At 65.8% G+C, this 26,184-nt stretch carries 25 protein-coding genes; 21 read left to right on the top strand and 4 right to left on the bottom strand.

What is annotated here, in order from left to right; all coding sequences use genetic code 11:
• The 21 genes from ACMNAY_RS01830 to ACMNAY_RS01730 all read left to right on the top strand — a co-directional run.
• Positions 1-795, top strand: a 795-nt coding sequence (locus ACMNAY_RS01830) for a 4-alpha-glucanotransferase (RefSeq protein WP_418718175.1), incomplete at its 5' end; no start/stop codon positions are given.
• A 135-nt stretch (positions 796-930) separates the two neighbouring features.
• Positions 931-1,668, top strand: coding sequence for a lysophospholipid acyltransferase family protein (locus ACMNAY_RS01825; RefSeq protein ID WP_418718174.1), 738 nt, complete (start codon positions 931-933; stop codon positions 1,666-1,668).
• Between the two features lie 14 nt (positions 1,669-1,682).
• Positions 1,683-2,405, top strand: coding sequence for a hypothetical protein (locus tag ACMNAY_RS01820; protein ID WP_418718173.1), 723 nt, complete (start codon positions 1,683-1,685; stop codon positions 2,403-2,405).
• Between the two features lie 54 nt (positions 2,406-2,459).
• Entirely contained in the window at positions 2,460-3,257 is a 798-nt protein-coding gene (locus tag ACMNAY_RS01815; RefSeq protein WP_418718172.1) for a hypothetical protein, read from the top strand.
• Positions 3,254-3,412 carry a hypothetical protein gene (locus tag ACMNAY_RS01810; protein ID WP_418718171.1) on the top strand — a complete coding sequence of 53 codons (159 nt, stop codon included), beginning with the start codon at positions 3,254-3,256 and terminating at the stop codon, positions 3,410-3,412. Before ACMNAY_RS01815 ends, ACMNAY_RS01810 begins: the two co-directional genes overlap by 4 nt.
• Before the next feature lie 114 nt (positions 3,413-3,526).
• Positions 3,527-4,618 carry a bifunctional chorismate mutase/prephenate dehydratase gene (locus ACMNAY_RS01805; protein ID WP_418718170.1) on the top strand — a complete coding sequence of 364 codons (1,092 nt, stop codon included), beginning with the start codon at positions 3,527-3,529 and terminating at the stop codon, positions 4,616-4,618.
• A gap of 4 nt (positions 4,619-4,622) precedes the next feature.
• Positions 4,623-5,645 carry a 3-dehydroquinate synthase gene (gene aroB, locus ACMNAY_RS01800; protein ID WP_418718169.1) on the top strand — a complete coding sequence of 341 codons (1,023 nt, stop codon included), beginning with the start codon at positions 4,623-4,625 and terminating at the stop codon, positions 5,643-5,645.
• A gap of 4 nt (positions 5,646-5,649) precedes the next feature.
• On the top strand, positions 5,650-6,762 hold the full coding sequence (gene aroC, locus ACMNAY_RS01795; protein WP_418718168.1) for a chorismate synthase: 1,113 nt from the start codon (positions 5,650-5,652) through the stop codon (positions 6,760-6,762).
• A 14-nt stretch (positions 6,763-6,776) separates the two neighbouring features.
• A complete protein-coding gene (locus ACMNAY_RS01790) occupies positions 6,777-8,027 on the top strand; it encodes a shikimate kinase (RefSeq protein WP_418718167.1) in 1,251 nt (416 codons plus the stop codon).
• Positions 8,008-8,442, top strand: coding sequence for a type II 3-dehydroquinate dehydratase (locus ACMNAY_RS01785; protein WP_418718166.1), 435 nt, complete (start codon positions 8,008-8,010; stop codon positions 8,440-8,442). The genes ACMNAY_RS01790 and ACMNAY_RS01785 overlap by 20 nt, the downstream gene beginning before the upstream one ends.
• Before the next feature lie 33 nt (positions 8,443-8,475).
• Complete coding sequence (gene aroF / locus ACMNAY_RS01780; RefSeq protein ID WP_418718165.1) at positions 8,476-9,492, top strand: 3-deoxy-7-phosphoheptulonate synthase; 1,017 nt, start codon at positions 8,476-8,478, stop codon at positions 9,490-9,492.
• 23 nt (positions 9,493-9,515) lie between these two features.
• The gene (locus tag ACMNAY_RS01775; protein ID WP_418718164.1) at positions 9,516-10,616 is read left to right on the top strand and encodes a glycosyltransferase family 2 protein; all 1,101 of its coding nucleotides are present in this window, start codon (positions 9,516-9,518) and stop codon (positions 10,614-10,616) included.
• A gap of 5 nt (positions 10,617-10,621) precedes the next feature.
• Entirely contained in the window at positions 10,622-11,743 is a 1,122-nt protein-coding gene (locus tag ACMNAY_RS01770; RefSeq protein ID WP_418718163.1) for a glycosyltransferase family 2 protein, read from the top strand.
• Between the two features lie 13 nt (positions 11,744-11,756).
• Positions 11,757-12,863 (top strand): glycosyltransferase family 2 protein, encoded by a 1,107-nt coding sequence (locus ACMNAY_RS01765; protein ID WP_418718162.1) that lies wholly within the window; start codon positions 11,757-11,759, stop codon positions 12,861-12,863.
• Positions 12,864-12,887: 24 nt separating this feature from the next.
• A complete protein-coding gene (aroA, locus tag ACMNAY_RS01760; protein ID WP_418718161.1) occupies positions 12,888-14,159 on the top strand; it encodes a 3-phosphoshikimate 1-carboxyvinyltransferase in 1,272 nt (423 codons plus the stop codon).
• A complete protein-coding gene (locus ACMNAY_RS01755) occupies positions 14,156-15,022 on the top strand; it encodes a prephenate dehydrogenase (protein ID WP_418718160.1) in 867 nt (288 codons plus the stop codon). Before aroA ends, ACMNAY_RS01755 begins: the two co-directional genes overlap by 4 nt.
• Before the next feature lie 3 nt (positions 15,023-15,025).
• Complete coding sequence (locus tag ACMNAY_RS01750) at positions 15,026-16,018, top strand: helix-turn-helix transcriptional regulator (RefSeq protein WP_418718159.1); 993 nt, start codon at positions 15,026-15,028, stop codon at positions 16,016-16,018.
• Entirely contained in the window at positions 16,015-17,070 is a 1,056-nt protein-coding gene (locus ACMNAY_RS01745; RefSeq protein ID WP_418718158.1) for an A/G-specific adenine glycosylase, read from the top strand. Before ACMNAY_RS01750 ends, ACMNAY_RS01745 begins: the two co-directional genes overlap by 4 nt.
• A gap of 106 nt (positions 17,071-17,176) precedes the next feature.
• Positions 17,177-17,374, top strand: coding sequence for a phosphatase (locus ACMNAY_RS01740; protein WP_394977932.1), 198 nt, complete (start codon positions 17,177-17,179; stop codon positions 17,372-17,374).
• A gap of 127 nt (positions 17,375-17,501) precedes the next feature.
• The gene (locus tag ACMNAY_RS01735; RefSeq protein WP_418718157.1) at positions 17,502-18,779 is read left to right on the top strand and encodes a peptidoglycan DD-metalloendopeptidase family protein; all 1,278 of its coding nucleotides are present in this window, start codon (positions 17,502-17,504) and stop codon (positions 18,777-18,779) included.
• 74 nt (positions 18,780-18,853) lie between these two features.
• Positions 18,854-20,149 (top strand): M23 family metallopeptidase, encoded by a 1,296-nt coding sequence (locus ACMNAY_RS01730; RefSeq protein WP_418718156.1) that lies wholly within the window; start codon positions 18,854-18,856, stop codon positions 20,147-20,149.
• Positions 20,150-20,216: 67 nt separating this feature from the next.
• Here ACMNAY_RS01730 and ACMNAY_RS01725 read toward each other — a convergent pair whose 3' ends face one another.
• The 4 genes from ACMNAY_RS01725 to ACMNAY_RS01710 all read right to left on the bottom strand — a co-directional run bounded on the left by ACMNAY_RS01725 (position 20,217) and on the right by ACMNAY_RS01710 (position 25,946).
• The gene (locus tag ACMNAY_RS01725; RefSeq protein WP_418718155.1) at positions 20,217-21,335 is read right to left on the bottom strand and encodes an SLC13 family permease; all 1,119 of its coding nucleotides are present in this window, start codon (positions 21,333-21,335) and stop codon (positions 20,217-20,219) included.
• Positions 21,336-21,402: 67 nt separating this feature from the next.
• A complete protein-coding gene (locus ACMNAY_RS01720) occupies positions 21,403-23,463 on the bottom strand; it encodes an AAA family ATPase (RefSeq protein ID WP_418718154.1) in 2,061 nt (686 codons plus the stop codon).
• A gap of 3 nt (positions 23,464-23,466) precedes the next feature.
• Positions 23,467-24,564 carry a hypothetical protein gene (locus ACMNAY_RS01715; RefSeq protein ID WP_418718153.1) on the bottom strand — a complete coding sequence of 366 codons (1,098 nt, stop codon included), beginning with the start codon at positions 24,562-24,564 and terminating at the stop codon, positions 23,467-23,469.
• Complete coding sequence (locus tag ACMNAY_RS01710; protein ID WP_418718152.1) at positions 24,561-25,946, bottom strand: radical SAM protein; 1,386 nt, start codon at positions 25,944-25,946, stop codon at positions 24,561-24,563. Before ACMNAY_RS01710 ends, ACMNAY_RS01715 begins: the two co-directional genes overlap by 4 nt.
• Between the last annotated feature and the right edge of the window lie 238 nt (positions 25,947-26,184).

Raw genomic sequence — 26,184 nt, 5'->3', positions numbered from 1 at the left:
TTCCAGCTCACCGCCGACCGGCGGATGGCCGCCGTGGCGGGCTGCCCGCCGGACGCCTTTGCCGCCGACGGCCAGCTGTGGGGCAACCCCCTCTACGACTGGGACTACCACTACACCACCGGCTACGCCTGGTGGGTGCGGCGGCTGGCCCACGCCTGCACGGTGTACGATGTGGTCCGCATCGACCACTTCCGGGGCTTTGAGAGCTATTTTGCCATTCCCGCCGGCGACGACACCGCCAAAAACGGCGTGTGGCGCAAGGGGCCGGGCATGGCGCTGATGCGCGCGCTGCACAAAAACCTGCCCGACGCCCGCATCATTGCCGAGGACCTGGGCTATCTCACTCCCGAGGTAAAAGCCCTGCTGGAAGCCAGCGGCTACCCGGGCATGAAGGTGCTGCAGTTTGCCTTCGACAGCCGGGAGGCCGGGGACTACATACCCCACAACTATGTGCCCAATTCGGTGGTCTACACCGGCACCCACGACAACACCACCACCGCCGCCTGGCAGAACGACGCGGCGGAGAAGGACGTGGCGCTGGCCCGGGCCTACATGGCCTGCAGCGAACAGGAAGAGCTGGTGGACGCCTTCATCCGCACCGCCTTTGCCAGCGTGAGCGACACCGCCATCATCCCCATGCAGGACTGGTTGGCTCTGCCCTCCTCGGCCCGAATGAATACCCCCAGCAAAGCCGGGGGCAACTGGCAGTGGCGCATGGCGCCGGGCGTGGCCAGCTCCGGTCTGGCCCAGCGCATCCGCCGGCTGACCGTGCTCTACGAGCGCACCGGCCGCTGAATCCTTTTTCATCCCTCCCCGCCCCGGGCATGCCGCCCGGGGCGGATTATTGTCTTTTTATTTTCACAATTCCGTGCTACAATAATTTTTAACGGCATTTTGCGGCCGGAATCCCCTTCCCTCGGAGGCTTTTGTATGCGCACGCTGGTCTGGTTCATCTATTTCTGGGGCTATATGCTGCTCCACCTGTCCGATCTCCGCCGGGGCACCCGGGCGCTGGAGGCGGGCGACTGGGCCACGGCGGACGCCCTGGCCGCCGAGCACGTGCCCTACTGGGCGAACCGGCTTTTAAAGCTGGCGGGGGTGACGGTGACGGTGGAGGGGCTGGAAAACATCCCCAAAGGCCGGCCCTGCGTTTTTGCCGGCAACCACCGCAGCTACTACGACATTCCGCTGGTGCTCACCCAGCTGGACGCGCCCCACGGCCTTGTGTCCAAAAAAGAGGTGGCAAAGCTGCCGCTGGTGCGGGGCTGGATGCGCCTTTTGCACTGCGTCTTTCTGGACCGGGAGGACCCCCGCAAGGCCATGGCGGCGCTGAACGAGGCCATTGACCTGGTGAAAAAGGGCTACTCCCTCACCATCTTCCCCGAGGGCACCCGCAACAAGGGCGCGGAGGGCAGCCTTCTGGAGTTCAAGAGCGGCGCGTTCCGGGTGGCCACCAAGGCGAAGGCCCCCATCGTGCCGCTGGCCATCACCGGCAGCCGGGACATCATGGAAAATCACCACATGTTCATGCATCCGGCCCACGTGACCATCCGGGTGCTGGAACCCATCGAGACCGAGGGCCTCACCAAAGAGGAGATCCGCGCCCTGCCCCAGCGCACGGCGGACATCATTGCGGCGCATCTGCCCGCTGACAGCGGCAACCGCTGAAAGGAAGGTCTTTTATGGCAAGCGCACGCTACACCCTGAACATCAAGCCGGAGGATCTGGAGCCGGACAAGCCCCGGGAGCTGACCCGAAAGGAGAAGCTGGCCAACTGGTGGTGGTACCACCGGGTACATGTGGGCATCGGCGCGGCGGTACTGGCGGTGGTGATCTGGCTGGCGGTGGATTTCTTCGGCCGCGTTCTGCCGGACTACCAGATCGCTCTGGTCACCGAGCAGTACATCCCCGACACCGTGCTCTCCGAGCTGGGCGACGCCCTGGCCGTTTACGGCGCCGACCTGAACGGCGACGGCCAGACGCTGGTGCAGGTGAACGGATACCAGCTGAGCTTCACCGCCACCGAGGAGGACGACTCCTCCGTGGCCATGGACGCCCTCACCCAGATGACGGGCCTCACCACCCTCACCGGCGACGTGAGCGCCCGCACCAGCCTCATCTTCCTCACCGACGACCCGGAGGGCTTTCAGCTTTCCTTTGAGCTTTTAGCCGCGGCGGACGGCAGCCTGCTGCCGGAGGGCGCGGGCGCCGAAGAGGCCCAGTTGTTCGCCTTCGGAGACTGCCCTGCGCTGACGGAGCTTGCCTTGAGCGACGAGACCCGGGCCTATCTCGGAACCTTTTACATCGCCCGCCGGGGCTTTGCCGACGGCAAAACGCTGGCGGACTATCCGCAGGAGAACGAAGCTCTCTATAAAACGCTCACCGCCGGAGCCGCTGCGCAGTAACGGCTTTGCAACGAAATAAAGCGGCCTTCAGGCCGCACAAAGGGGTATTGACCGATGGGAATTTTCAACCGCAACTTTGACCGGCCGGGGCCGGGCGTCGCCAAGGACGCCCCCCGCAAAAAGGGCGCGGCCCGCTTCTTTGAGGTGCTGGGGCGCGACTGGGGCAGCTTTTTCAAGGCCAGCCTTCTGTGTCTGCTGGGCTACATTCCCTGGACGCTGCTGGTGGGCATCGGCGTGCTGGGCCAGAACCTGATCTTCACCCTGGCGGGCGGCCTTGTGGGCGGCGTGATCGCCGGGCCCACCCTGGCGGGCATGCACGACACGGTGCTGCGCTCGATGCGGGACGAGCCGGGCTTCTGGTGGCACATCTACAAACGTGCCTTCAAAAACAACTGGCGGGCCTCCATGGCCCCCGGCGCACTGCTGGGCTTCCTCACCGCCGGCCAGCTGTTCATGCTGTGGTTCATTGTGGCCGGCGGCCTGTCGCTGGGCCTGGGCGGCATGGTGATGCTGGCGCTGAACCTGCTGCTCACCGGCATGTGCGTGCCCTTTGTGTTCGGTCAGCTGGTGCTGATGAACATGAGCTTTGTCACCCTTTTGAAAAACAGCCTGTTCCTGGCCCTGGGTCACGCGCTGTGGGCCCTGGCGATGGCGCTGGTGCAGATCGTTTACTGGGGCGCGATGCTGCTGATGTTCCCCCTTTCCGTGCCGCTGCTGGTGGTGCTGGGCTTTGTGCCGGTGACGGTGTTCTGCCAGCAGATCGCCTACGGCATCATGGACAAGGTCTTTGGCCTGGAAGAGCAGTTCCGCAAAAAGCGGGAGGCCGAGCTGACCGGGGAGAGCGGGGAATGAAACTGCCTGCCTTCCTGCGCCGGGGCGAAAAGAAGGAAAAGCGCCCTCTGAGCGCTCAGCTGGACAATCCCTACCGCCCCATCTACGGCCGTGAGCGCCGTTTTGAGGATCTGGTGCAGGCGAAGAAGCCGGACCCCTCCGAAAAAAAGCCATAAAACAAGCGTCCCGGCGGGCAATGCCCGCCGGGATTTTTTTGTGTCCTTTTTATTGTGCAATAGGCCCGTTTATGGTATACTTTACTGCGACAGAGCGAAAAGGGGGCATCCGGGATGAACGAACTGGAACAGGCGCGCCGCACCATCGACCAAGTGGACCGCCAGATGGCCGCGCTGTTTGAGGAGCGCATGGCCGCGGTGGCGCAGGTGGCGGCCTACAAGGAGGCCCACGGCCTGCCGGTGCTGGACGCCGGGCGGGAGGCCCAGGTGGTGGAAAAGAACCTGGCCCTTTTGAAAAACAAGGACCTCGCCCCCTATTACACCGATTACATCAAACATCAGATGGCCCTTTCCCGCCAGTACCAGACCAAGGTGCTGGGGCGGGACAGAGTGGCCTACCAGGGAGTGGAGGGCGCCTTTTCCCACATCGCGCTGAAAAGCCTCTTCCCCCGGGCCAAAGCCGTGGCCTGCCCCACCTTCGGCGGGGTGTTCGAGGAAGTGGCCAGCGGCCGCGCCGCCTGCGGCGTGCTGCCCTTTGAGAACAGCCACGCCGGCGACGTGGCGGCGGTGCTGGACCTGTGCTACGCCCACAAGGATATCTTCGTCACGGCGGTGTATGACCTGCCGGTGCGTCAGAACCTGCTGGGCCTGCCGGGGGCAAAGCTGTCGGACGTGAAAAAGGTGTTCAGCCACCCCCAGGCCATCGCCCAGAGCGAGCGCTTTTTACGGAGCCTTTCCCTGCCCGCCGAGAGCTGCGCCAACACCGCCATGGCGGCAAAGCAGGTGGCCGAGGGGGGCGACAAGTCGCTGGCGGCCATCGCCAGCGCCGAGACCGCCGCGCTCTACGGTCTGGAAGTCCTGGCCGCGGACATCAACTCCGACGGCGACAACACCACCCGCTTCATCGTCATCAGCCGCACCCGGGCCACCGCGGGCGACCGGTTCAGCCTTTTGTTCACCGTGGAGCACAAGGCGGGCATGCTGGCCCGGGTCATTCAGGCCATCGGCGCGGCGGGCTTCAACATGGAGAGCATCAAGAGCCGCCCGAAACCCGGCGTGCCCTTTGAGTATTATTTTTACGTGGAGCTGGTGGGCCGCACCGACAGCGACGGCGCCCGCGCCCTGCTGAAAGAGCTGGACGGCGTGTGCGACACGGTGCGGGTGCTGGGGGTCTATTCCCGCAGCGCAAAAGAGGAAAGGGAGTAAGGACATGAAACTGACCATGCGTCTGGGCGCGCGAAGCTACGACATCATTTTAAAGCGCGGAGCGCTGAAAAACCTCGGCGCCCTCATCAATCTGAACCGCAAGGTGTTCATCGTCACCGACAGCGGCGTGCCCGCCGAATACGCCGAAACGGTGCGCGCCCAGTGCAAGGAGGGCATTGTTTACACCGTGCCCCAGGGCGAGGGCAGCAAGTGCCTCGCGGTGTATCAGAAGCTGCTGGAGGCCATGCTGGAAGCGGGCTTCGGCCGCTCCGACGCGGTGGTGGCCGTGGGCGGCGGCGTGGTGGGCGATTTGGCAGGCTTTGTGGCCGCCACCTATATGCGCGGAGTGGATTTCATCAACTGCCCCACCACCACCCTCTCCCAGATCGATTCCTCCATCGGCGGCAAGGTGGCGGTGGACCTGGGCCGCACCAAGAACATCGTGGGCGCCTTCTGGCAGCCGAAACTTGTGGTGGTGGACCCGGACACCCTTGCCACCCTGCCCCGCCGCCACTTTGTGAACGGCCTGGCCGAGAGCGTGAAGATGAGCCTCACCTGCGACGCGGAGCTGTTCCAGTTGTTCGAGACCGGCGACGTGGACGCTGAACTGGAGACCATCATCCGCCGCAGCCTGCTCATCAAAAAGAGCGTGGTGGAGCGGGACGAGACGGAACAGGGCCTGCGGGCCATTCTGAACTTCGGCCACACCCTGGGCCACGGCATCGAGGCGGTGAAGGGCATCGGCGGCCGGCGCAAGACCGGCCTTTACCACGGCGAGTGCGTGGCCCTGGGCATGCTGCCCATGATCGAGGACAAGCAGCTGCAAAAGCGCACCCGGGCGGTCTTCCGCAAGCTGGGCCTGCCCTGCCGCGCAAGCTACAACAAGGAAAAGGTGCTGGCCTACATGCTCCACGACAAAAAGGCCCGGGGCGACTCCATCACGCTGGTGAAGGTGCCGGGCCTCGGGTGCTGGCGGCTGGACAAAGCCCCCTTGAGCGAGCTTGAGACCATTGTGATGGGGAAGTGACGAGATGAGCAACTCTTTCGGCGGCGCGGTGCGCCTGACCATCTTCGGCGAGAGCCACGGCGCGGCCATCGGCGCGGTGCTGGACGGCCTTGCCGCCGGGCACCCGGTGGACGAAGATTACATCGCCTTTCAGATGGACAAGCGCCGGGCCAAAAAGGACGGCCTTTCCACCGCCCGCACCGAGGCGGACAAAGTGAAGATACTGAGCGGAGTGTATAACGGCTTCACCACCGGCACTCCGGTGACGCTGGTCATCGAGAATCAGAACACCCGCTCGGGCGACTACGCCAAGACCGTGGGCCTTGCCCGGCCCGGCCACGCGGACTACACCGCCCATGTGAAATACGCCGGCTTTGAGGACTGGCGGGGCGGCGGGCATTTTTCCGGCCGCATTACCGCCGCCCTCACCGCGGCGGGGGCGCTGTGCCAGAGCATTCTGGCAGCGAAGGGCGTTCTTATCGCCACCCACATCGCCCGGGTGGCGGACGCCCAAGACGCGCCCCTGGCCTTTAAGGAGAGCGTCCTGCGGGCCCAGTTGGAGGCGCTGGAGGCGAACACCGGCTTCCCTGTTCTGGACGAGGCCGCGGGCGAAGGGATGCAGACGGCCATCCGCGCCGCTGCCGCCGAGGGCGACAGCGTGGGGGGCGTTTTAGAAACGGCAGTGCTGGGCCTGCCGGCCGGCCTGGGCGAGCCCTTCTTTGACAGTGTGGAGAGCCAGCTCTCCCACCTGCTCTTTTCCATCCCGGCGGTGAAAGGGGTGGAGTTCGGAGCGGGCTTCGGCTTCGCGGACTTAAAGGGCAGCCAGGCCAACGACCCCCTCACCGTGAAAGACGGCCGGGTGACCGCCCTTTCCAACAACGCGGGCGGAGTGAACGGCGGCATTACGAACGGCATGCCTCTGGTCTTCCGCAGCTGCGTGCGGCCCACACCCAGCATCTACAAACAGCAGCAGACGGTGGACCTTGCCAAAAACGAGGCGGCCACCCTGCAAATTCAGGGCCGCCACGACCCCTGCATCCTGCACCGGGCGGCCATCGTGCAGACGGCGGCCACGGCCTTCGGCCTGCTGGACCTGCTCACCCAGAACGGCGGCGGCCAGCGGCAGGCCGGGCGGTAAGGGGGCGCGGAACAATGGAATACGGACTCATCGGCGCCACCCTCAAACACAGCTACTCCAAGCTCATCCACGAGCAGCTGTACCCCTGCGATTACCAGCTCACCGAGCTGCCCACCGAGGCCGAGGCAAGGGAATTCATGGGAAAGCGGCCTTTCAAGGCCATCAACGTGACCATCCCCTACAAGCAGCTGGTCATCCCCTACTGCGCCGTGCTGGACGAAAAAGCCAAGGCCATCGGCGCGGTGAACACGGTGGTGAACGTGAACGGGGTGCTCCACGGCTACAACACCGACTTCGACGGCTTCGCCTTTCTGGCGGCGGCCCACGGGGTGGAGTTCGGCGGCCGGAAGGTGCTGATTTTAGGCACCGGCGGCACCTCCAAGACCGTCACCGCGGTGGCGAAGGCGGCGGGCGCGGCCGAAGTGCTCTACGCCAGCCGCACCCCCGGCGAGGAGCGCATCTCCTACGAAGACGCCCTTGCCTGCGGCGCGCAGGTGGTGGTGAACACCTCCCCCGCCGGCATGTATCCGAACAATGACACCCTGGCCCTGGACGTGGCGAGGATGCCCGGCCTTGAGGCGGTGCTGGACGCGGTCTATAACCCCTTCTCCACCCGGCTGGTGCAGGCCGGGCGGGCGGCGGGAGCCAAGGCCGCCAGGGGCCTGGAAATGCTGGTGGCCCAGGCGGTGTACGCCGCCGCCCTTTTCACCGGCACCCAGCCTCAAACCGACCGCATCGCCCCCCTGGCAAAGGCCATCTTTGCCGAAAAGGCCAACATCAGCCTGGTGGGCATGCCCAGCTGCGGCAAGACCACCATCGGCAAACAGCTGGCCAAGGCTTTTGGGAAAACGTTTGTGGACTTGGACGCCGAGATCGTGAAAACGGCGGGCAAGCCCATTCCGGACATCTTCGCCGAGAGCGGCGAGGCGGGCTTTAGAGATTTGGAGCAGCAGGTCACCGCCCGCTTTGCCAAAGAGGGGGGCCAGGTGCTCTCCACCGGCGGCGGCGCGGTGCTGCGCAGCGAGAACGTGGCCGCTTTGCGGCAGAACGGGCCGGTGGTGTTCATCGACCGGCCGCTGGAGCTGCTTCGCACCGGCGGCGGGCGTCCCCTTTCCACCGACCGGGCGGCCCTGGCCGCCATGGAGAAAAAACGCCGCCCCCTTTATGAGGCGGCGGCGGACATCCGCATCCCCAACAACACCGACGTGTTCCGCCGGGCGGCAAAGGCCGCAGAGGAGGCATTGCATGCGTATTTTGGTACTTAACGGCCCCAACCTCAACCTGCTTGGGGTGCGGGAGCCGGGCCTTTACGGCACCGTGGACTACGACGGGCTTCTGGCCCTCATTCAAAAAGAGTGCGACGCCTTGGGCGTGGAGGTACGCTTTTACCAGTCCAACCACGAGGGAGACCTGGTGGACGCCATCCAGGCCGCGCGCCTTGACTGCGACGGCATCGTGCTGAACCCGGGGGCCTACACCCACACCAGCATCGCCATTCTGGACGCGCTGAAGGCGGTGGCCCTGCCCGCCGCCGAGGTGCACATCACCGACATCAACCAGCGGGAGGAATTCCGCAAACTCAGCTACGCGGGCATGGCCTGCCAGGCTCACTTCATCGGCCAGGGCATCGCCGGCTATCTGAACGCCGTGCGCTGGCTGGCCGGCCAGGAGAACCAATAAAGGGAAATCGCAACATAAGGGAGAGAGAAAGCAATGATCATTTCCACCAAAAAAGGCACTCCGCAGGAGGAACTGCAAAAAATTATTTCCGGCTTCGAGGCCCAGGGCCTTGAAGTCACCCTCATCCGAGGCACCGACTACAACGTCTTCGGTCTGGTGGGCGACACCACCAAGATCAACGACAAGGTGGTAGCCGCGAACCCCTGGGTGGAGAGCGTCACCCGTGTGTCCGCCCCCTACAAAAAGGCCAACCGCCTGTTCCACGCCGCCGACACCGTTGTGGACGTGGCGGGCGTGAAGATCGGCGGCAAGGAGAACGTGGTGGTCATCGGCGGGCCCTGCAGCGTGGAATGCGAGCAGCAGGCGGTGGACATCGCCAAGGCGGTGAAGGCCGCCGGCGGCAAGATGCTCCGGGGCGGCGCCTACAAGCCCCGCACCTCGCCCTACGCCTTCCAGGGCCTTGGCACCGAGGGCATTCTGGACCTGGTGAAGGCCCGGGAGGAGACCGGCCTGCCCATCGTGAGCGAATTAATGAGCGAGGACCGCATCGACGAGTTCGAGGAGTACGTGGACCTGGTGCAAATCGGCGCGCGGAACATGCAGAACTTCCAGCTGCTGAAGGCGGTTGGCAAGATGCACAAGCCGGTGCTGCTCAAGCGCGGCCTTGCCAACACCATCGAAGAGTGGATCATGAGCGCCGAGTACATCATGGCCGGCGGCAACGAGAACGTCATCTTCTGCGAGCGGGGCATCCGCACCTTCGAGCCCTACACCCGCAACACCCTGGACCTGTCGGTCATTCCCATCATCAAGGAAAAGACCCACCTGCCCATCGTCATCGACCCCAGCCACGCCACCGGCAACTGGCGCTATGTGGAGGCCATGAGCCTGGCCGCCGTGGCCGCCGGCGCCGACGGCCTCATCATTGAGGTGCACACCGATCCCGAGCACGCCTGGAGCGACGGCGCCCAGACCCTGAAGCCGGAGAAGTTCCGCCAGGTCATCGACAAGTGCCGCGCCGTGGCTCACGTGGTGGGCCGGGACATCTGACATCAACCGAAAGGAGCTTCGTCATGTCATCTGATCAGACGCCTTTGTTCTCAATCGTTGTTCCCGCATACAAGCTGGAGGCGCTGTTGGGCCGCTGTCTGGACAGCCTGCTGGCTCAAACTTTTACCGATTGGGAGTGCATCGTGGTAAACGATGGCAGCCCGGACGGCACCGGCGCAGTGTGTGACGAATACGCTGCCAGAGACCCCCGCTTCACCGCCATCCACAAGGAGAACGGCGGCGTTTCCAGCGCGCGGAACGCCGGCCTTGAGGCCTCCCGGGGAAAGCTCCTTCACTTTTTGGATGGTGACGACTACCTTGAACCCTTTGCGCTGGAATGGCTGGCGGAGCAGCATCGCCGGCATCCCGACGATTTATTGTCTTTTCTTTTGCGCGCTCCCAGCGGCACCCCTGCCGCGCCGGACTTTGTTCCTTCGCCGCGCGTCTTCTCCGCAGAAAAAAAGGCGGCCTTTTTCGCCACCTGCAACGGCAACGTGCTGCTGAGCAAGGTTTTCTTCGGCGATATTGCCCGGGAAAGCGGAGTCCGCTTCGATCCTGCTCTGCCCCGTGGTGAGGACGCGGACTTTTTCCAGCGATATGCAAACGTCTTTTTTGAGCACCGGCCAAACGCCAATATCCTTCAGTTCGATATCCCGCTTTACGTTATTACTCCCGACAACGGCAGCGGCCGGGCAAGCAGCCAGAAAATTGCTACCCACGCCATCGACTGGGACCCCGAGGCCAGCCGCGGCTACGCCGCGCGGCTGATGAAGGAATACGGCGAGCTGGTGTCCTCCATGGGCGGCTGGGAGGGCTTCATTCCCGAGGAGCAGATGTACATGGCCCACCAGTACTCCCGCCGCTTCGCCTTCGCCGTCTGGGCGGCGCGCCAGCTGGGTGAAGAGCTGCCCGAGGGCTTCTGGGGCAGCGGCGGCGTGGGCGGTCTCACCGAAGCCATGACCCGCAACCGGCTCTATTGCGCCTATTACTGGCCGCTGCGCCTGCGCTGGAAGCGCCTCATCGCGGCGGTGTATCAATCCGACGAAAGTGAATCCATGCGGCTGTACTGGAAGGTCTTCCTTGTGGGTGACATTCTGCTGGGCCGCCGCTGGAACAGGTTGTAAACGCCATGGAACATCCCGTCATCAGCGTCATCGTTCCCGTCTACAAGGTGGAGCAGTTCCTGCCCGCCTGCATTGAGAGCATCCGCGCCCAGACCTTTGCCGGCTGGGAATGCATTCTGGTGGACGACGGCAGCCCCGACGGCAGCGGCGCCATCTGCGACGAGGCCGCCGCGTCGGACGGCCGATTCTCCGTCATCCACAAGCAAAACGCCGGAGTCTCCGCCGCCCGCAACAGCGGCATGGACGCCGCCCGGGGCGAATACTTCCTCTTTGCGGACGCCGACGACGCCCTGGCTCCCGACGCCATGGCTCTGGCGCTGGACGCCGCCGGCCGCTGGCCGGGGGATTTTGTCTGCTGGCGGCGCATCCGGGAACAGGCGCAGCTGGCAAAGTCAGGCTTTGCCCCCGACTGCTCCGGTTTGCCCCAGACCCTTTACACTGAAGCCCAGAGCCGGGTGTACATGACCACCGTGGACGGCCACGCCGTGACCAACAAGCTCTTCGACGCCGCCCTCATCCGCGCCGCCGGGGTGCGCTTTGACACGACCCTGGCCAAGGCGGAGGACTATGTGTTCGGCGGTGAGTATCTGCAAGCCCTCTTTGCCGCCCGGCCCGGGGCCCTGGTGCGTCAGCTGGAAGCGCCGCTGTACTTCTGGCGGATGAATCTGGAGAGCGTGAGCAACCAGAAGGCCCGGGGCGACCGCCGGGGCAAGGTGGATTGGGAGCCGGAGGAATACCGGGACTACGCCCGCCGCCTGGCACAGGAATACGCCGAGGCCAGCGCCGCCATGAACGGCTGGCAGGGCATGACCGAGGCAGACCTTGCCCCTCAGCTGCGCACCTATCTGCGGCGGTTCGCCTTCGCCGTGTGGGCGGCGGGGCAGCTGGGCGAGGCCCTTCCGGCGGACTTCTTCACCGCCGGCGCTGTGCCCGAACTGCTGGGTCTTCTGCGCCGCCACCGCTTTTTCACCCCTTACTACCTGCTGTTCCGGCTGCGGCTGAAAGGGCTCATCGCCCGCTGCTACGAGTCGGAGGAGAGCGGCCGGCTGACCCTCTACCGCCGGCTGTACACCCTCACCTATTACATCCTCTTTGCCTGCGGCGGCAAGCGCTGGCAGCAGGCCTGAAAGGAGCTTTTGCATGGAACGCGCGCCCCTTGTCTCGGTGATCGTGCCGGTCTACAACATCGCCCAGCGGCTGCCCGCCTGTTTGGAAAGCCTGCGGGCCCAGACCCTCACCGACTTTGAGTGCATTTTGGTGGACGACGGCTCCACCGACGAGAGCGGGGCCATCTGCGACGAGTTCGCCGCCTCCTTCCCCGCCGCCCGGGTGGTGCACAAGCCCAACGGCGGCCTTTCCAGCGCCCGCAACGCGGGCCTGGACGTGGCCCGGGGCCGCTACGTCGCCTTTCTGGACGCGGACGATGAGCTGGCCCCCCGCACGCTGGAGTGCGCCGCGGCCACCAAGGCCGAAAACCCGGAAGCGCTGATCTGGTGGGAGTTCACCCGTGACCCCGAGCTCTATGCACGGGCCTGCGCCGACCAGCCTCAGTGGGAACTGACCCGTCGCTCGCTGCAGCAGAGCACCGCCAACTACACCATGGTGTTCATCTTTGTCACCGGCAAGCTGCTGGAGGGCGACTTCATTGCCCGGCAGGGCCTGCGGTTCAACGAGGAACTGGGCCGTCCCGGCTTCCCCGGCGAAGACCTGGACTTCATGAACCGCTACATCTCCGCCCGCTGGGCCGAAGCGGACTTTCCTGTAGTCCACATCAAAACTCCCCTGTATTATTACTACGACAATCCCAACTCCCTTTCCAATGTGGCGGTAAAGCAGGCGGACGCCCCCGACCCGCCGGAAGCGGGCTACTGCGCCCGGCTGCAAAGGGAGTACGCCGCCCTGTTTGAGGCCCAGCCGGACCTGCTGGAGGGCGACCTGGGTCTGGTGGGTTCCTCGGCCCAGCACTATCTTCGCTGCCTCGCCTTTGGCATCTGGAGCGCCCGGGAGCTGGGCGAGCCTCTGGCCCGTCGGGATTGGGACGATGAAATGCTGCGCCGGATGCTTCGTTTCTGCAAGGCAAATCGCATCTTTGTGCCCTACTACATCCCCTTCCGCCTGGGCAGCGCAGCCTTTATCCGCCGTTTCTACGCCTGGGACCGGGTCTATTCCATCTGGTACTATCGCTTCAAGCTGCTGTTCCAGCTGCTGCTGCGGGGTTGGCGTGAACCCCGCTCCTTCAAAAAATGATTTTGACAAAAGGACGCTGATACCATGCTGGCAACCATTCATCCCGGCCCCATCGGGGGCACCGTGACCGTGCCCCCCTCCAAGAGCATCGCCCACCGGGCGGTGCTGGCGGCGGGGCTGGCAAAGGGCCTGTCCCGCATCTACAATCTGGATCCCAGCCAGGACATCGCCGCCACTCTGGCGGCAGTGCGGGGCTTCGGCGCGAAGGTGAAGCTCAACGACCGCTACACCGACATCGAGGGCCCCGGCGGCTTTGCCACCATCCTGCGCCCGGTGGACTGCGGCGAGAGCGGCAGCACCTTGCGCTTTCTCATCCCGGTGCTCAGCCTCACCGGCCAGCAGGTGGAGTTCACCGGCCGCGGCCGCCTGTTCCAGCGGCCCATGGAGGTCTACCGGGACATCTTTGCCGCCCAGGGGCTGCTCTTCTCCCAGAGCGAGAAGGGCCTGGTCATCCGCGGGCGGCTTGCCCCCGGCGACTACCGGGTGCGGGGGGATGTGTCCAGCCAGTTCATCACCGGCCTGCTTTTCACCCTGCCCCTGCTCCACCGGGAAAGCCGGCTGGAGATCGTGCCTCCCTTCGAGAGCCGCAGCTATGTGCAGCTGACGCTGGACGTGCTCCACGACTTCGGCGTGCAGGCGGACTGGGACGCCGAGCGGGAGAACACCCTCTACGTCCCCGGCGGCCAGCGGTACCACAACCGCGGCTACACCGTGGAGGGCGACTACAGCCAGGCCGCCTTCCTGGCGGTGCTGGGCGCCGTGACCGGCGGCGTGACCGTGAAGGGCCTCAAGGCGGATTCCGCCCAGGGCGACGCGGCCATTCTGGACATTCTGGAGCGCTGCGGCGCGAAATTCACCCGCAGCGGCGACGCCGTCACCTTTGAAAAGAGCGAGCTGACCGGAGTGGAGATCGACCTGGCCGACTGCCCGGACCTTGGCCCCATTCTGATGGTGCTGGGCCTGTTCTGCGAGGGGGAGACGGTCATCCGCAACGCCGGGCGGCTGCGCATCAAGGAGAGCGACCGCATCGCCGCCATGGAGGAAGAACTGAAAAAATTCGGCGGCAAACTCAAAAGCGACGAGAACACCGTCACCATTCAGGGCTCCGCTCTGGCGCTGCCGGGCCTGCTCTACGGCCACAACGACCACCGGGTGGTGATGGCCCTGTCGGTGGCGGCGCTGGCCGCCGGCTACACCGCGCGCATCTCCGGCGCTCAGGCGGTGGCCAAGAGCTGGCCGGGATTCTTCGCCGTGCTCCAGCAGCTGGGCGCGGGCATCGAGGTGGAAAAGGAATGAACCAGAACAGCCGTTTCGTCATCGTGGGCCTGGGCCTTTTGGGCGGCGCCTACGCCCTGGGCCTGCGCAAGGCGGGCTTTGAGCACGTGGCCGCCATCGACCTCAAGGAGGAGGCCCTTGCCTTCGCCAAAGAGAAAGGCTACATCGAAGAGGGCCGCACCCAGGGCTTTGAGGAGATGCTGGCCCGGGCGGATTATGTGATTTTTTCGTTATATCCAACCGCATTTATACAATGGGTAGAAAAATATGGTGCGCTTTTGCCCGCCGGCTGCCTTTGCACCGATGTATCCGGCGTGAAGGCGGGGCTGGTGGACAAGGTGCAGGCACTGCTGCCCGAGGGGGTGGAGTTCATCGCCAGCCACCCCATGGCGGGCAAGGAGCGCAGCGGGGTGGAACACGCCCATCTGGTGGATTTTGCCCCGGCGAATTTCCTCATTACCCCCACCGAACAGAACACCGAAGCGGGGGTGGCCTTTGCCCGCGAACTGGCCGAGGCGCTGGGCTTTGCCCGCATCCACGTCATCAGCCCGGAAGAGCACGACCGGATGATCGGCTATGTGAGCCAGCTGACCCACGCCATTGCGGTGAGTTTGATGTGCGCGCCGGACGCCGAGCGCTTTGCCGACTACACCGGCGACTCCTTCCGGGATCTGACCCGCATCGCCTATCTGAACGCGCCCATGTGGGCGGAGCTGTTTTTGTGGAACCGGGAGTATCTGACGGAGGAGATCGATGCCTTCACCGCCCGGCTGCAGCAGCTGAAGGAATATCTACAAGAGGGGCAGCGGCAGGAGCTGGAGGCGATGTTCCGGGCCTCCTCGGCGGCCCGTGCCGCCTTTGACAAAAAAGAGAAGGAGGGGTGAACCATGCCCCGAGTGGAAGGTCAGAAGGGGAAGATCCTCCTTTTGCTGCGCATCCTCGAGCGCTACTCCGACGAGGAACATCTCATCAGCGTGCCCCGCATCCTGGAGCTGCTGGAAGCCCAGGGCGTACCCGCCGAGCGCAAGAGCATTTATTCCGACATCGAGACCCTGCAGCAGCTGGGCTATGACATCGCGCAGCAGCGGGGCCGGTCGGGCGGTTACTATCTGGCCAGCCGCCAGTTCCAGCTGCCGGAGCTGAAGCTTCTGGCGGACGCGGTGCAGGCCAGCCGGTTCATCACCCGCAAAAAGAGCGACCAGCTCATCCGCACCCTGGCCCAGTTCGCCAGCGACTGGCAGGCGGCGGACTTGAAACGGCAGGTGTTCGCCTCCAGCCGCGTCAAGACCATGAACGAGAGCATCTACTACAACGTGGACGCGCTGCACCGGGCCATCGCCGAGGACAAGCAGGTGCGCTTTGTCTACCAGGAGTGGGACCTGAACAAACGCAAGGTGGCCCGCCGGGGCGGCAGCGCCTACGAGGTGAGCCCCTGGGCCCTTTTGTGGGAGGATGAGAACTACTATCTGGTGGCCTGGGCCGAAGGCCAGGGCCTGCGCCACTACCGGGTGGACAAGATGGCCTCCATCACCCTGCTGGACGCCCCCCGCCAGGGCGCGGCGGACTACGACCCCAAAAAGATGCAGGACTATGCAAAGCCCATGTTCCAGATGTACGGCGGGCCGGTGAAGCGGGTGCAGCTTGCCTGCGACAATTCCATGATCGGCCCCATGCTGGACCGCTTCGGCACCGACGTGACGGTGGTGCCCCAGCCGGACGGCGCCACCTTCCACCTCTACGCCGACGTGGCAGTGAGCCCCACCTTCTTCGGCTGGGTGTGCGGGTTTTCCGGCAAGGTGCGCATCGTGGCTCCGGTTGAGGTGAAGGCGGAGTTCGGCGAAGCGCTGCGCACCCTCGCCGCGGCCCAGGAGGCGCTGTGAACGGCCCCGGGCCCATCGCGCCGGCGCTGCTGGCGTGGTTCCGGCAAAACGCCCGGGTGCTGCCCTTCCGCCAGGACCCCACCCCCTACCACATCTGGGTCAGCGAGATCATGCTGCAGCAGACGCGGGTGGCGGCGGCGCTGGAGCACTACCGCCGCTTCATGGCGGCCCTGCCGGACATCCCGGCCCTGGCCGCCTGCCCCGACGAAGAGCTGTTCAAGCTGTGGGAGGGGCTGGGCTACTACTCCCGGGCGCGGAACCTGAAAAAGGCGGCAACACTGATCTGCAGCGAGTACGGCGGCCGGCTGCCCGCAAGCTATGAGGAACTGCAGAAGCTGCCGGGCATCGGGGAATACACCGCCGGCGCCATCGCCTCCATCGCCTTCGGGCTGCCCGCCCCGGCGGTGGACGGCAACGTGCTGCGGGTGTTCGCCCGGCTCTACAACGACGAAAGCAACATCGCAGACCCGGCCACAAAGCGGCTGTTCACCCGCCGGGTGACGGAGCAGCAGCCCCCGGACGCGCCCGGCCCCTTCAACGAGGCGCTGATGGAGCTGGGGGCGCTGGTCTGCCTGCCGGGAGGCACGCCGCTGTGCGGCCAGTGCCCGCTGGCGGGCCAGTGCCTTGCAAGGGCGGCGGGCACCCAGCTGGAACTGCCGGTGAAAACGCCCCCCAAGCCCCGCCGGGTGCAGCCGGTGACGGTGCTGGTGGTGCGCCGGGAAAACCGCTGCCTTTTGCAGCAGCGGCCGGACACCGGCCTTCTGGCCGGCCTGTGGCAGCCCTTTCTCTTTGAGGAGGCGCTGGACGAGGGCGAGGCCCTTGCCCGGCTGGCCGACCTGGGCCTTTCGGTGGGCACGGCCCCGCCCCGGCCCCTCAAGGCCGCGAAACACATCTTCAGCCATGTGGAATGGCGAATGAGCGGCTGGGAGATCACGGCGGAGGGCGACGCCCCCGCCGGGTGCGTCTGGGCCACGGCGGAAGAGGCCGCGGGGCGCTACGCCCTGCCGGGAGCCTTCAAGGCCTACCGGCCCCTGCTCATCGGCGGCCGTTGAGCGCAAGTTTTGGTTGTAATCCGCGCCGCCGCGGGCTATAATAAGGGTAATCGCAATGCATTTTGTGCCCCGGGCCGGGGCAGCCAAAATAAAGGAGGTATCTTCCATGAAACAATCCACCTTTGTCGCGCTGGTTCTGATGCTGGCCGCCGCCGTGGGCGCTCTGACCGCCGCCTGGCTGTATGTGCGCCGCCGTGAGAAGGAGCTGGACGAGTACGAGCAGCTGCTGTTCAGCGAGGATCTGGACGAAGAGGAAGCGCCCGCCGAGGACGCCGCCCCTGCCGCCGAGCCTGACGCCGAATAAACCGCAATGCAAAGCAGCGGACGGGAAGTTTCCCGTCCGCTGTTTTTTTGCCCTTTTCGCCCCTTTGTGATATAATGCGGATATCGAACCGCGGGCCAAGGCCCGCAGACGGAAGGAGGCGCCCGGCATGAAGCGCGCGCTGCTCTGGCTTTTGATGGTCCTGTTGTTCACCGCCCTGGTGCTGGGCGGCGCTCTGGGCTTTTTCTACTATTCCACCGACGAAAAGGACCTGCCCGCCGGCACTGTGACGCTGGCGGGCCAGCCCCTCACCGAGGTTGCCGGCTACCAGTGGGAGCTGCCGGTGCTGGGGGGCGTTTTGTGGCGGGAGTTTTCTTTGAGCCCCAGCCTCGCCAGCGTTGAGCTGCAGCCCGTCACCACCCCCTCGGCGGCGCTGGAGCTGACCGGCGATCTGACCGCCGAGGGCACCACCCTGCAATTAAAGACCGCCGGCGGCGTGACGGTGTTCGAGGGCACCGCCGCCGAGTGGAAGTCCTTCACCTTCCCCCAAAACGGCGAGTACAGCCTCACCCTCAAGGCGGGGCGGCAGGCCTCCGACCGGCGGCCCGCAAAGCCGGCAGGCTACTACCAGTACCAGTGCCGGTTCTGGGTGAACGTGCAGCCCACCCTCACCCTGTCCACCCAGCAGGCGGCTCAGGGCGACGTGGTGGCGGTGTACGTGTCCGGGGCGCTGGGCGCGGGCGGTACCCCTCCCACCGCCCAGTGTGACCTGGGACCGGTGTGGTTCCGGCCCACCCAAAACGGCTGGCTGGGCTATCTGCCTGTGACCTACAACGCCGAGGGCGGCGACTATGAGGTGACCGTGACCCTGGCGGACACCAACCTCTCCGCCACCCTCTCGGTGCGCAGCACCGAATATTCCTCCGTGCAGGTGTCCTCCGGCAGTTCGGCCACCGCCGAGGCCAATGAGGAGTTCCGCCGAGCCATCTGGGCCCTTTACGACCAGGGCTCCAATGAGGCCCGCTGGACCGGGGCTTTCCAGTACCCGGCCCAGGGGACGAGCATCTTCCAACCCTACGGCGCATATCTCTACGACGGTGAGACCTCTGCGGGCCGGGCCGCCAACCTGACCCTGCTGTGCCCCGAAAACGCGCTGGCCATAAGCCCGGCGGCGGGCCGTGTGGCCTATGCGGGCGAGCTGAAACTCACCGGCAACACCGTGGTCATCGACCACGGCTGCGGCGTCAAGAGTTATCTCTTCGGGCTGGAGAGCATCTCCGGCATAGCCACCGGCGACGAAGTGACCGCCGACCAGGGCCTGGGCATCGCCGGGCGCAAGCTGATTTGGGAAGTGCGCATCGGCAACAAGAGCGTGGACCCCCAGAAGCTGACCCGGGGCGGCAGCGACGGCCTGTTCTACCGTCCGGTGGGCGACGAACTGCGCTGACGCGCCCCGAAACGCCGCTCTCTTTTGCGGCAGCGGCCCCGGCCGGGGCTGCCATTGATGTGAGGTGAATCATTTTGCAGGAAATACTCAAGTCTGCCGGCAAATGGCTGGCGCTGGTGGCGGTGCTGGTGGCAGTGCTGCTGGGCGCGGCGCTGGGGGTCATGTACACCCAGGTCTCGCCGGAGGCCCTGCCCGCCTACGCCGTGACCTTCGGCGGCGGCGAGCTGCCTCAGACCGGCTATCAGTGGAAGGTGCCCATCGCCGGTGACTGGCTGCACCGCACCCTCCACCAGGAGGGCGAGGCCGCCGACCTGGGCGAAGTGACCGGCAGCCACCCCGAACTGACGCTGCCCGCCGGCACCGAAGGGCAGCTGACCATCACCGACGCCGCGGGCGAAGTGGTGTTCGACGGCACCACCGGCGACTATGCCACCTTCGCCTTCGGCAAGAACGGCGACTACACCGCCCGGCTGACGGTGAGCCCCCAAACAAACGAGTTCGACCGCTCCCGGGTGGAGGGCTTCTGCCTTTATGAATTCTCCTTCCGGCTGATGGCCCAGCCCACCCTCACCCTCTCCCACACCAGCATGGTGCAGGGCGGCGTGATCGGGGTGCGGCTCACCGGCGTGGTGGGCGACGCGGTGCCCACCCTCAGCTGCGAGCTGGCCCCGGCGGTGTTCACCTTCCACAACAATGCCTGGATCAGCTACATCCCCGTGGACTACAACCAGTTCGGCGGCGACTACGAGATCACCGCCACGGTGGACGGCCAGACGGTGAGCGCCTCGGTGTACATCTACGGCCGGGAGAACCGGGAGCTGGACACCTACACCATCGACGGCTCGGCAGCCATTCCCTACATGGCCTCCGTGCCCAGCCAGCTGGAGGACGTGATGCCCATCTGCGACCCGGACGTCTACTGGAACGGCGCCTTCACCCAGCCGGTGGACGGCAAGGTGGTGCGGGACTACGCCGTGCTGGAATACACCGACCGCATCGATGAGCTGACCCTCTCCATCTACCCGGAGCTGGCGGCGCTGAACGACGCCATCGCCCCCCGGCGCAGCGTCAACGTGACCATGGCCGTTACCCCCGGCAAAAAGGTGCTGGCCCCCGCGGCAGGCCGCGTGGTCTTTGCGGGCACCACCACCGGCGGCGGGCGCACGGTGGTCATCGAGCACGGCTGCGGCCTCAAGAGCATCCTGTATCTTTTGGGCCGCATCGATGTGAGCGAGGGCGAGTATGTGGCCCAGAACGACGTGCTGGGCACCACCCAGGGCCACATCATCTGCGAAATGCGTCTCTACGACATCCCCATCAGCCCCTGGGAGGCCTGGCGCGGCCAGGGCGCCCTGATGTGGCAGGGATAAAGTTTTGAACCAAAAAGCCCGGCGGGGTGGAAAACCCACCCCGCCGGGCTTTTTATACCGTATGTATTTATCTTATGATATAATACAAAATCATCAGCACCGCCAGCAGCCCAACGTTCACCAGCGTGAACCAAAGCAGGTATTTCCCCTTTTGGGCGGGGTAGCGGCGGGCAAAGAACTTGTAGGAGATGAGGCTGGCCATGGAGGCGATGAGGGTGCCAAGGCCCCCCAGGTCGCAGCCGATGATGAGGGCGGGCCAGTTTTCGCTGTAGCCTGCCAGCAGCAGGGCGGCGGGCACGTTGCTGATGACCTGGCTGGCCACCACCGCCACTTCCACCTCACGCCCGGCCAGGGCCCCGGCCAGAAAGGCGGAGAATGCGGGCAGACGGCCCATGTTGCCGATGAACACGAAGAAGGCGACAAAGGTGGCCAACAGGGCGTAGTCCAGCTTTTTCAGAAGGGGCCGGTCGGCGATGAGCAGCACCGCCAGCGTCAGCCCCGCCGCAGCCAGGGGTGGCAGCAGCTTTGCGATGCAGAGCAGGCACACCCCGCCCAGGGCGGCGAAGAGGGCGATGCGCTTCGCGCTGCCTTTTCCCTCCGGCTGCACCGCCGCGCGCATGGCCTCGCTTTTGGGCACAAGGGCCAGCAGGGCGATGCCCGCCGCCGACACCGCCGCGTAGGGAGCCAGCAGGGCGCAGAACTCGAAAAAGCCCATCCCCGAGCGGTTGTAGAGGTAGAGGTTCTGGGGGTTGCCCATGGGGGTGAGCATGCTGCCCAGGTTCGCCGCCGCCGTTTGCAGCACCACCAGCGGGATGGCCAGCCGCTCACAGCCTGCCATTTCCAGCACCACCAGCCCGAAGGGCACAAAGGTGATGAGGGCCACGTCGTTGGTGACCAGCATGCTCACGAAAAAGGGCAGAAAGGTCAGCACCAGCAGCATCTGCCGGGTGGTGGAAAGCCGCCCCAGCAGCGCCGCGCCCAGCGCGTCGAACACGCCCTGCCCCTGCAGGCCCTTGCTCACCGCCATCAGGCTGAAGAGCAGGGCCAGCGTGTCCCAGTCGATGGAATCAAGATAGCCGTTGTCCGGCGGCACCGCCGCCATGGAACCCACCGCCAGCAGCGCGGCGATGGTGAGCACTGCTTCGCCCTTGGCGAAGGCGAGCGCCCCTTTCAAACACTGTTTCATGAAAATTCCTTCTCACCCGTTTTTCCGCAAAAGTGCGCCCCACGGCCTTTCGTGGGGCGCTTTTGGTTTATTCGTCCAGTTCAAAATCCCGCAGCTGCAGCTCGTCCAGCGCGGCTTCCGGCTCCGCCGCCAGCCGCCGCCCCTGGTTCAGGATGGCCGCCTCCAGGGTGTTGCGGGCCAGCCGCCCGTTGCCGTTCTCGGCGGCGTTTTCCGCCTGCTTGCGGTCGTAATAGGCCAGCAGCGGCCCGTCGCACTCCTGGGTCAGCTTGTAGCCCTTGCCCTTGGCGGTGAGCTTCGTGATGGCCAGCAGTTCGGCGCCGGTGTAGTCCGGGAATTCGATCTTGTTGGGGAAGCGGCTTCGCAGGCCGCTGTTGGACTGCAAAAACTCTTCCATCTCCTTGGTGTAGCCCGCCAGAATGACCACCAGCTCGTCCCGGTGGTCCTCCATGCCCTTCACCAGCGTGTCGATGGCCTCCAGGCCGAAGGTGTCCTGCTCGCCGCGGTACAGCGAATAGGCCTCGTCGATGAACAGCACGCCCCCCAGGGCCGACTGAATGACCTTCTGGGTCAGCGGCGCGGTGTGGCCCACATAGCGGCCCACCAGGTCCGCCCGGCTCACCTCCACCAGCTGCCCGCCGGAGAGCGCGCCGATGGCCTTGAGGTACTTGCCCACCAGCCGGGCGATGGTGGTCTTGCCGGTGCCGGGGTTGCCGGTGAAGATCATGTGCATGGAAACGCCCGCCGTCTTCATGCCGGCGGCGGCCCGCCGCCGCTGGACGGCGATGGCGTCCTCCAGCCGCAGCACATAGTCCTTCACTTCGTCCAGGCCGATGATGCCCTCCATCTCGGCCTTCACTTCCTCCAGGTCGGCGGTGTATTCCCCGGGCAAAATGGCCAGCAGGTCCGTTTCTTCCCCGCTGTCGAAGGCGGCCAGCACCCGCTCGCCCTCCCGGCGCAGGGTGACGGCGGCGGCTTTGCGGCCCCGCAGTTTGTGCTCCGCCAGGGCGGCGAAGCACCGCTCGCAGAACTCCGCCAGCCGGCCCACGCCCTGCTCGCCCTTTTGGGCCACAAGGCCCGCCAGCCCCTCGCCTGCCACGGTGAGGGTCCAGCCCAGCCGCGCCTTGGTTTTGGCGGCCAGCTCGTTCAGCTGCCGCCCGGCGATGGTCAGCAGCTCCTCTTCGCTGAAGGCCGGGGCCTCGCACTCGTCCCCCACCGCCGTGGCGAAGGCTGCGCCCATCAGCCCGGCCAGCTTCGTTTTGCCGCCGGGGCAGAGGAACACCAGATACTTGCCCTTGGCGCTCAAAGAGCCCACCGCGTCGGGAGCCAGAGCGGTGCCGGTCTCCATCAGCAGGCCCTTCTGCACCACATAGCGGCTGGCCAGCCGGGCGCTGCCGCTCACCGCCAGCTGGGCCAGCAGAGAAAGGCAGCCGGGGTGGCACTGCTCCGCGTTCTCAAAGGCCAGCACCGGGTCGGCGCCCGCCAGCATGGCGTAGAGATCCTGCAAAAAGAGTTTTTCCTGGGCCGGGCTGCCGTAGAGGGCCAGATCCATCCAGGCGACGCCCCCGGCCAGCAGGCCTTCCTCTTTCAGGGCCCGCACCGTCTCGGTGAGGGCGTAGTGCCGCCCCCGGCCCGGCTTGCCGGACAAAACGATGACGTTGCGGGGCTTTTCCCCTTCCGTGCCCAGCACGAAGGGCCGGCGGAAGGCCGCCAGCAGCGCGGCGGAAAATTCCTGCCGCCCCGCCAGCGCCGCCTGCTGCCGCTTTGCCGCTGCCTCAAAGGCGGCGTCGGTGTCCTTGGGGGCCGGTGCCGCGGCCTGGGCTTGAGCCGGGGTGAGCAGGCCGTCCCGCTCCATTTCCCGGGCAAGGCCCTGCCCCAGCCGGCTGATCTCCCGGCTCTGGGCTTCCAGCTGTTTGGTCAGCTCCTCGCTGTTTTTCAAAAGGCGCGTCCCATCGGTGTGCCGGGCCGCGTCCGCGGCGGCCTGGGTGCGCTGGGCCGCTTCTTCCAGCTTTTTCTGGGCGGCGGCAAGGCCCTCGTCGGGCTGGCGCTTCTCGCCGCCCGCGCCCCGGAACCGCCCGCCGGGGCCGAACACCCCGTTCATCAGGTCTTCCCAATCGGTGCTGCCGGCCATGGGTCACTCCTCCTTGTCCTTTTTGAGAATGGCGCAAAGGGCCTCGGCGTTCACCGCGCCCTTAAAATCCTTGGCGCTGCAGCCGGCCCGTCCGCCGCCGGCGCAGGCACAGGCACAGGCGCAGGAAACGCAGGCGCAGGCACAGGCGCATCCGCCGCCCGACCGCCGCCCCGCGCCGGAGCCACGGCTGGAACCGCCGCCAAACCCGCCGGCGCCGCCGGAGGGGCCGCCATGGGGCGGGCGGGGCCCGCCGTGATAGTGGGGGCCGTACCAGCCGCCGAAGCCGCCCAGGAAGTAGCCGCCGGAGGCACGGCGGGAGATGTTCCAGACAATGATCATGATGATCACCGCCCAGGTCAGAATCAGCCACACCAGCTCGCCCAGGTCAAAGCCGGTGCCGGCCACATCGTTCCAATCCACACCGCCGGCGCTGCCCCGGTTCATGTCCGGGTCCAGGGGCGCGGCTGCAAAGGCGGACTGGTCCGCGTAGTCGGCGGTGAAGGTAAGCCGCGCGCCCTCGGGCAGGTCGGTCCACTCGCCCTGCACCCCGTTGGGGGTGCCGAACAAGTCGCCGGTGACCGGCTCGCCCTCCAGTTCGGCGGCGTAGCTGGCCCGGGCGTCGCCGTCCTCCCAGGTGAAGGTGAGCTGCTTTGTCTCGGCCTCGTCGAACCAGCCGGGGGTGAACTCAAAGTTCACCGAGCCATCGTCGTAAATCTCATAGAGATGGGTCACGTGCAGAGTGAACATCAGCCGCACCGTCTCGCCGGCGTAGTAGCGGCGGTCCAGATCCAGCCGCACATAGCTGCCCCCCTCCGACCAGTAATAGAGGTCGGAGATGGTGTCGCTGTGGCTCACCGGCTGGATGCTGTCGTTGGGCACGCCCACCTTCACCCATTCCAGCGGCCCGGCGCTGGTGGAATCCAGCACCTTCCAGTGGATGTCGTAGTCGATGTCGGCGCTGCCGTCCGGCTGAAGGCGCACGGTGATGAAATACTTTTCGATTTCGTCCAGGTTGGCAGCGCTCACCGCCGGGCAGAACAGGGCCGCCGCAAGCAGCGCCAGCGCCGCGAGGGTCAGGGCGAAGCGTTTCAGTTGTTTCATCGGTCGCCCTCCTTCCCTCTCAGCTGGCAGATGTGCTCCATCTTGGCGCTCTCGGCCCGGATGGCCGCGCACCGGGGGTCGTTCCAGATGGTTTTCCAGTCGTCGGCAAGGATGTTGCCCAGCCCGTCGCCGGAAAGCCAGCTCTGGCAGGGCACCACCGTGCCGTCGGGAGCCACGGCCATGTTGCTCAAACACGCCCCGCAGGTGGGGGCCATGGTCAGCCCCAGGCCAAGCAGGGTCTCGGGGGGCAGCCAGCCGGGGCTGGTGAAGTCGATTTCCATGCCCTTTTCGGCGCAGTATCCCACCGCCTGCCGCAGAATGGCTTCCAGCTCTTCGGGGGAAAGGCGGGTGGCGCGGCTGCCCTCGGTGAGGGCCCCGCCGGTGGGGATGAGACCCGAGCAGGTGACGTAGCGCACGCCGAGGCCGTGGAGGAACTCCAGAGTGGCGGCGTAGTCGGCGTTCAGGCTGCACAGGGGGGTGTTCACGCTCACCGACAGCCCCGCCGCCAGGGCGTTGCGGATGCCCGCCACCGTGTCGGCAAAGCCGGGCGCGCCCACAAGGGTATTATGGGCCGTTTCGTCGGCGCTGTAGAGGGTGATTTGCACGCTGTCGAGACTGGCTTCATAGAGCGCCTGGCAAAGCTCGGGAGTGAGCAGCCGGCCGTTGGTATTCAGCCGGGTGACGAACCAGCGGGCCGCGTCCACCAGTTCCGCCAGGTCGGCGCGCATGGTGGGCTCGCCGCCGGTGAAGGTGACTTGAGGCACCCCCGCCTTGCGCAGGGCGTCCAGCACCTTCTTCCAGCCGGCGGTGTCCAGCTCTTTCACTCCCGCCTCCGGCTGACCGGCGGCGTAGCAGTGCAGGCACTTCTGGTTGCAGTTCCAGCGGCCCTCCTTTTCCATGGCGCTGACCATCAGGTCCATGCGGTGGGGTGCGGTCATCTGGGGGGCGTAGTCCCCCAGGCTGATGGGCTGCACCTCCTCCGGCGGCTCCTGGCCCCGGGCGATGGCGATGAAGCTTTGCAGCATCCGGTCCAGCTCGGCCCGCATGCGGTCCGGCTTCACCCCGGGGTAGACCCGCCGGGCGGCGGCCACCGCTTTGTCGGCCAGACCTTCCAGGTCTTCGTCGGGCACTTCCCGGTCGGCGTAGGGGGCCAGCGCGTCCATCAGGCAGGCCAGCAGAATGGCCCAGGAAATGTTCAGCGGCAGCACGTCGTGGCCGTTGAGGATGACCACATAGGGCACGCTGCGCCGCAGATGTGTGGCGGGGGGCAGCATATGCAGCCGCACCACGCCCGGCCCGCCGGGGTTCAGGGTGATGTGGCGCACCTGAGAAAGGTATTTCCGGCGGAACAGAAATTCCCGCAGGGTCACAAGGTCGATCACGTTTCCCACTCCTTTTTGCCGCCGCGCGGGCGCTTTGCTCTATTGTATCACACCGGCCCCGGCAAAAAAAGACCGCACCAAGGGCTTTTCCCGCCCCGAAAATGCAAGAAAATGCGTCTTTTTCATAGATAATTTACAATTTCGCCCCACACAAATCCCATTCTTTTCTTTATAATATGAATAAAGGACCGGGGCGCGCACAGCGCCCCTCTTTCAACGTTTTTGCCGGGAGGGTCTG

This window comes from Candidatus Allofournierella merdipullorum, assembly GCF_048426865.1.
Taxonomy (GTDB): Bacteria; Bacillota; Clostridia; order Oscillospirales; family Ruminococcaceae; genus Allofournierella_A; species Allofournierella_A merdipullorum.
This window is presented reverse-complemented; position numbering and strand designations above follow the sequence as displayed.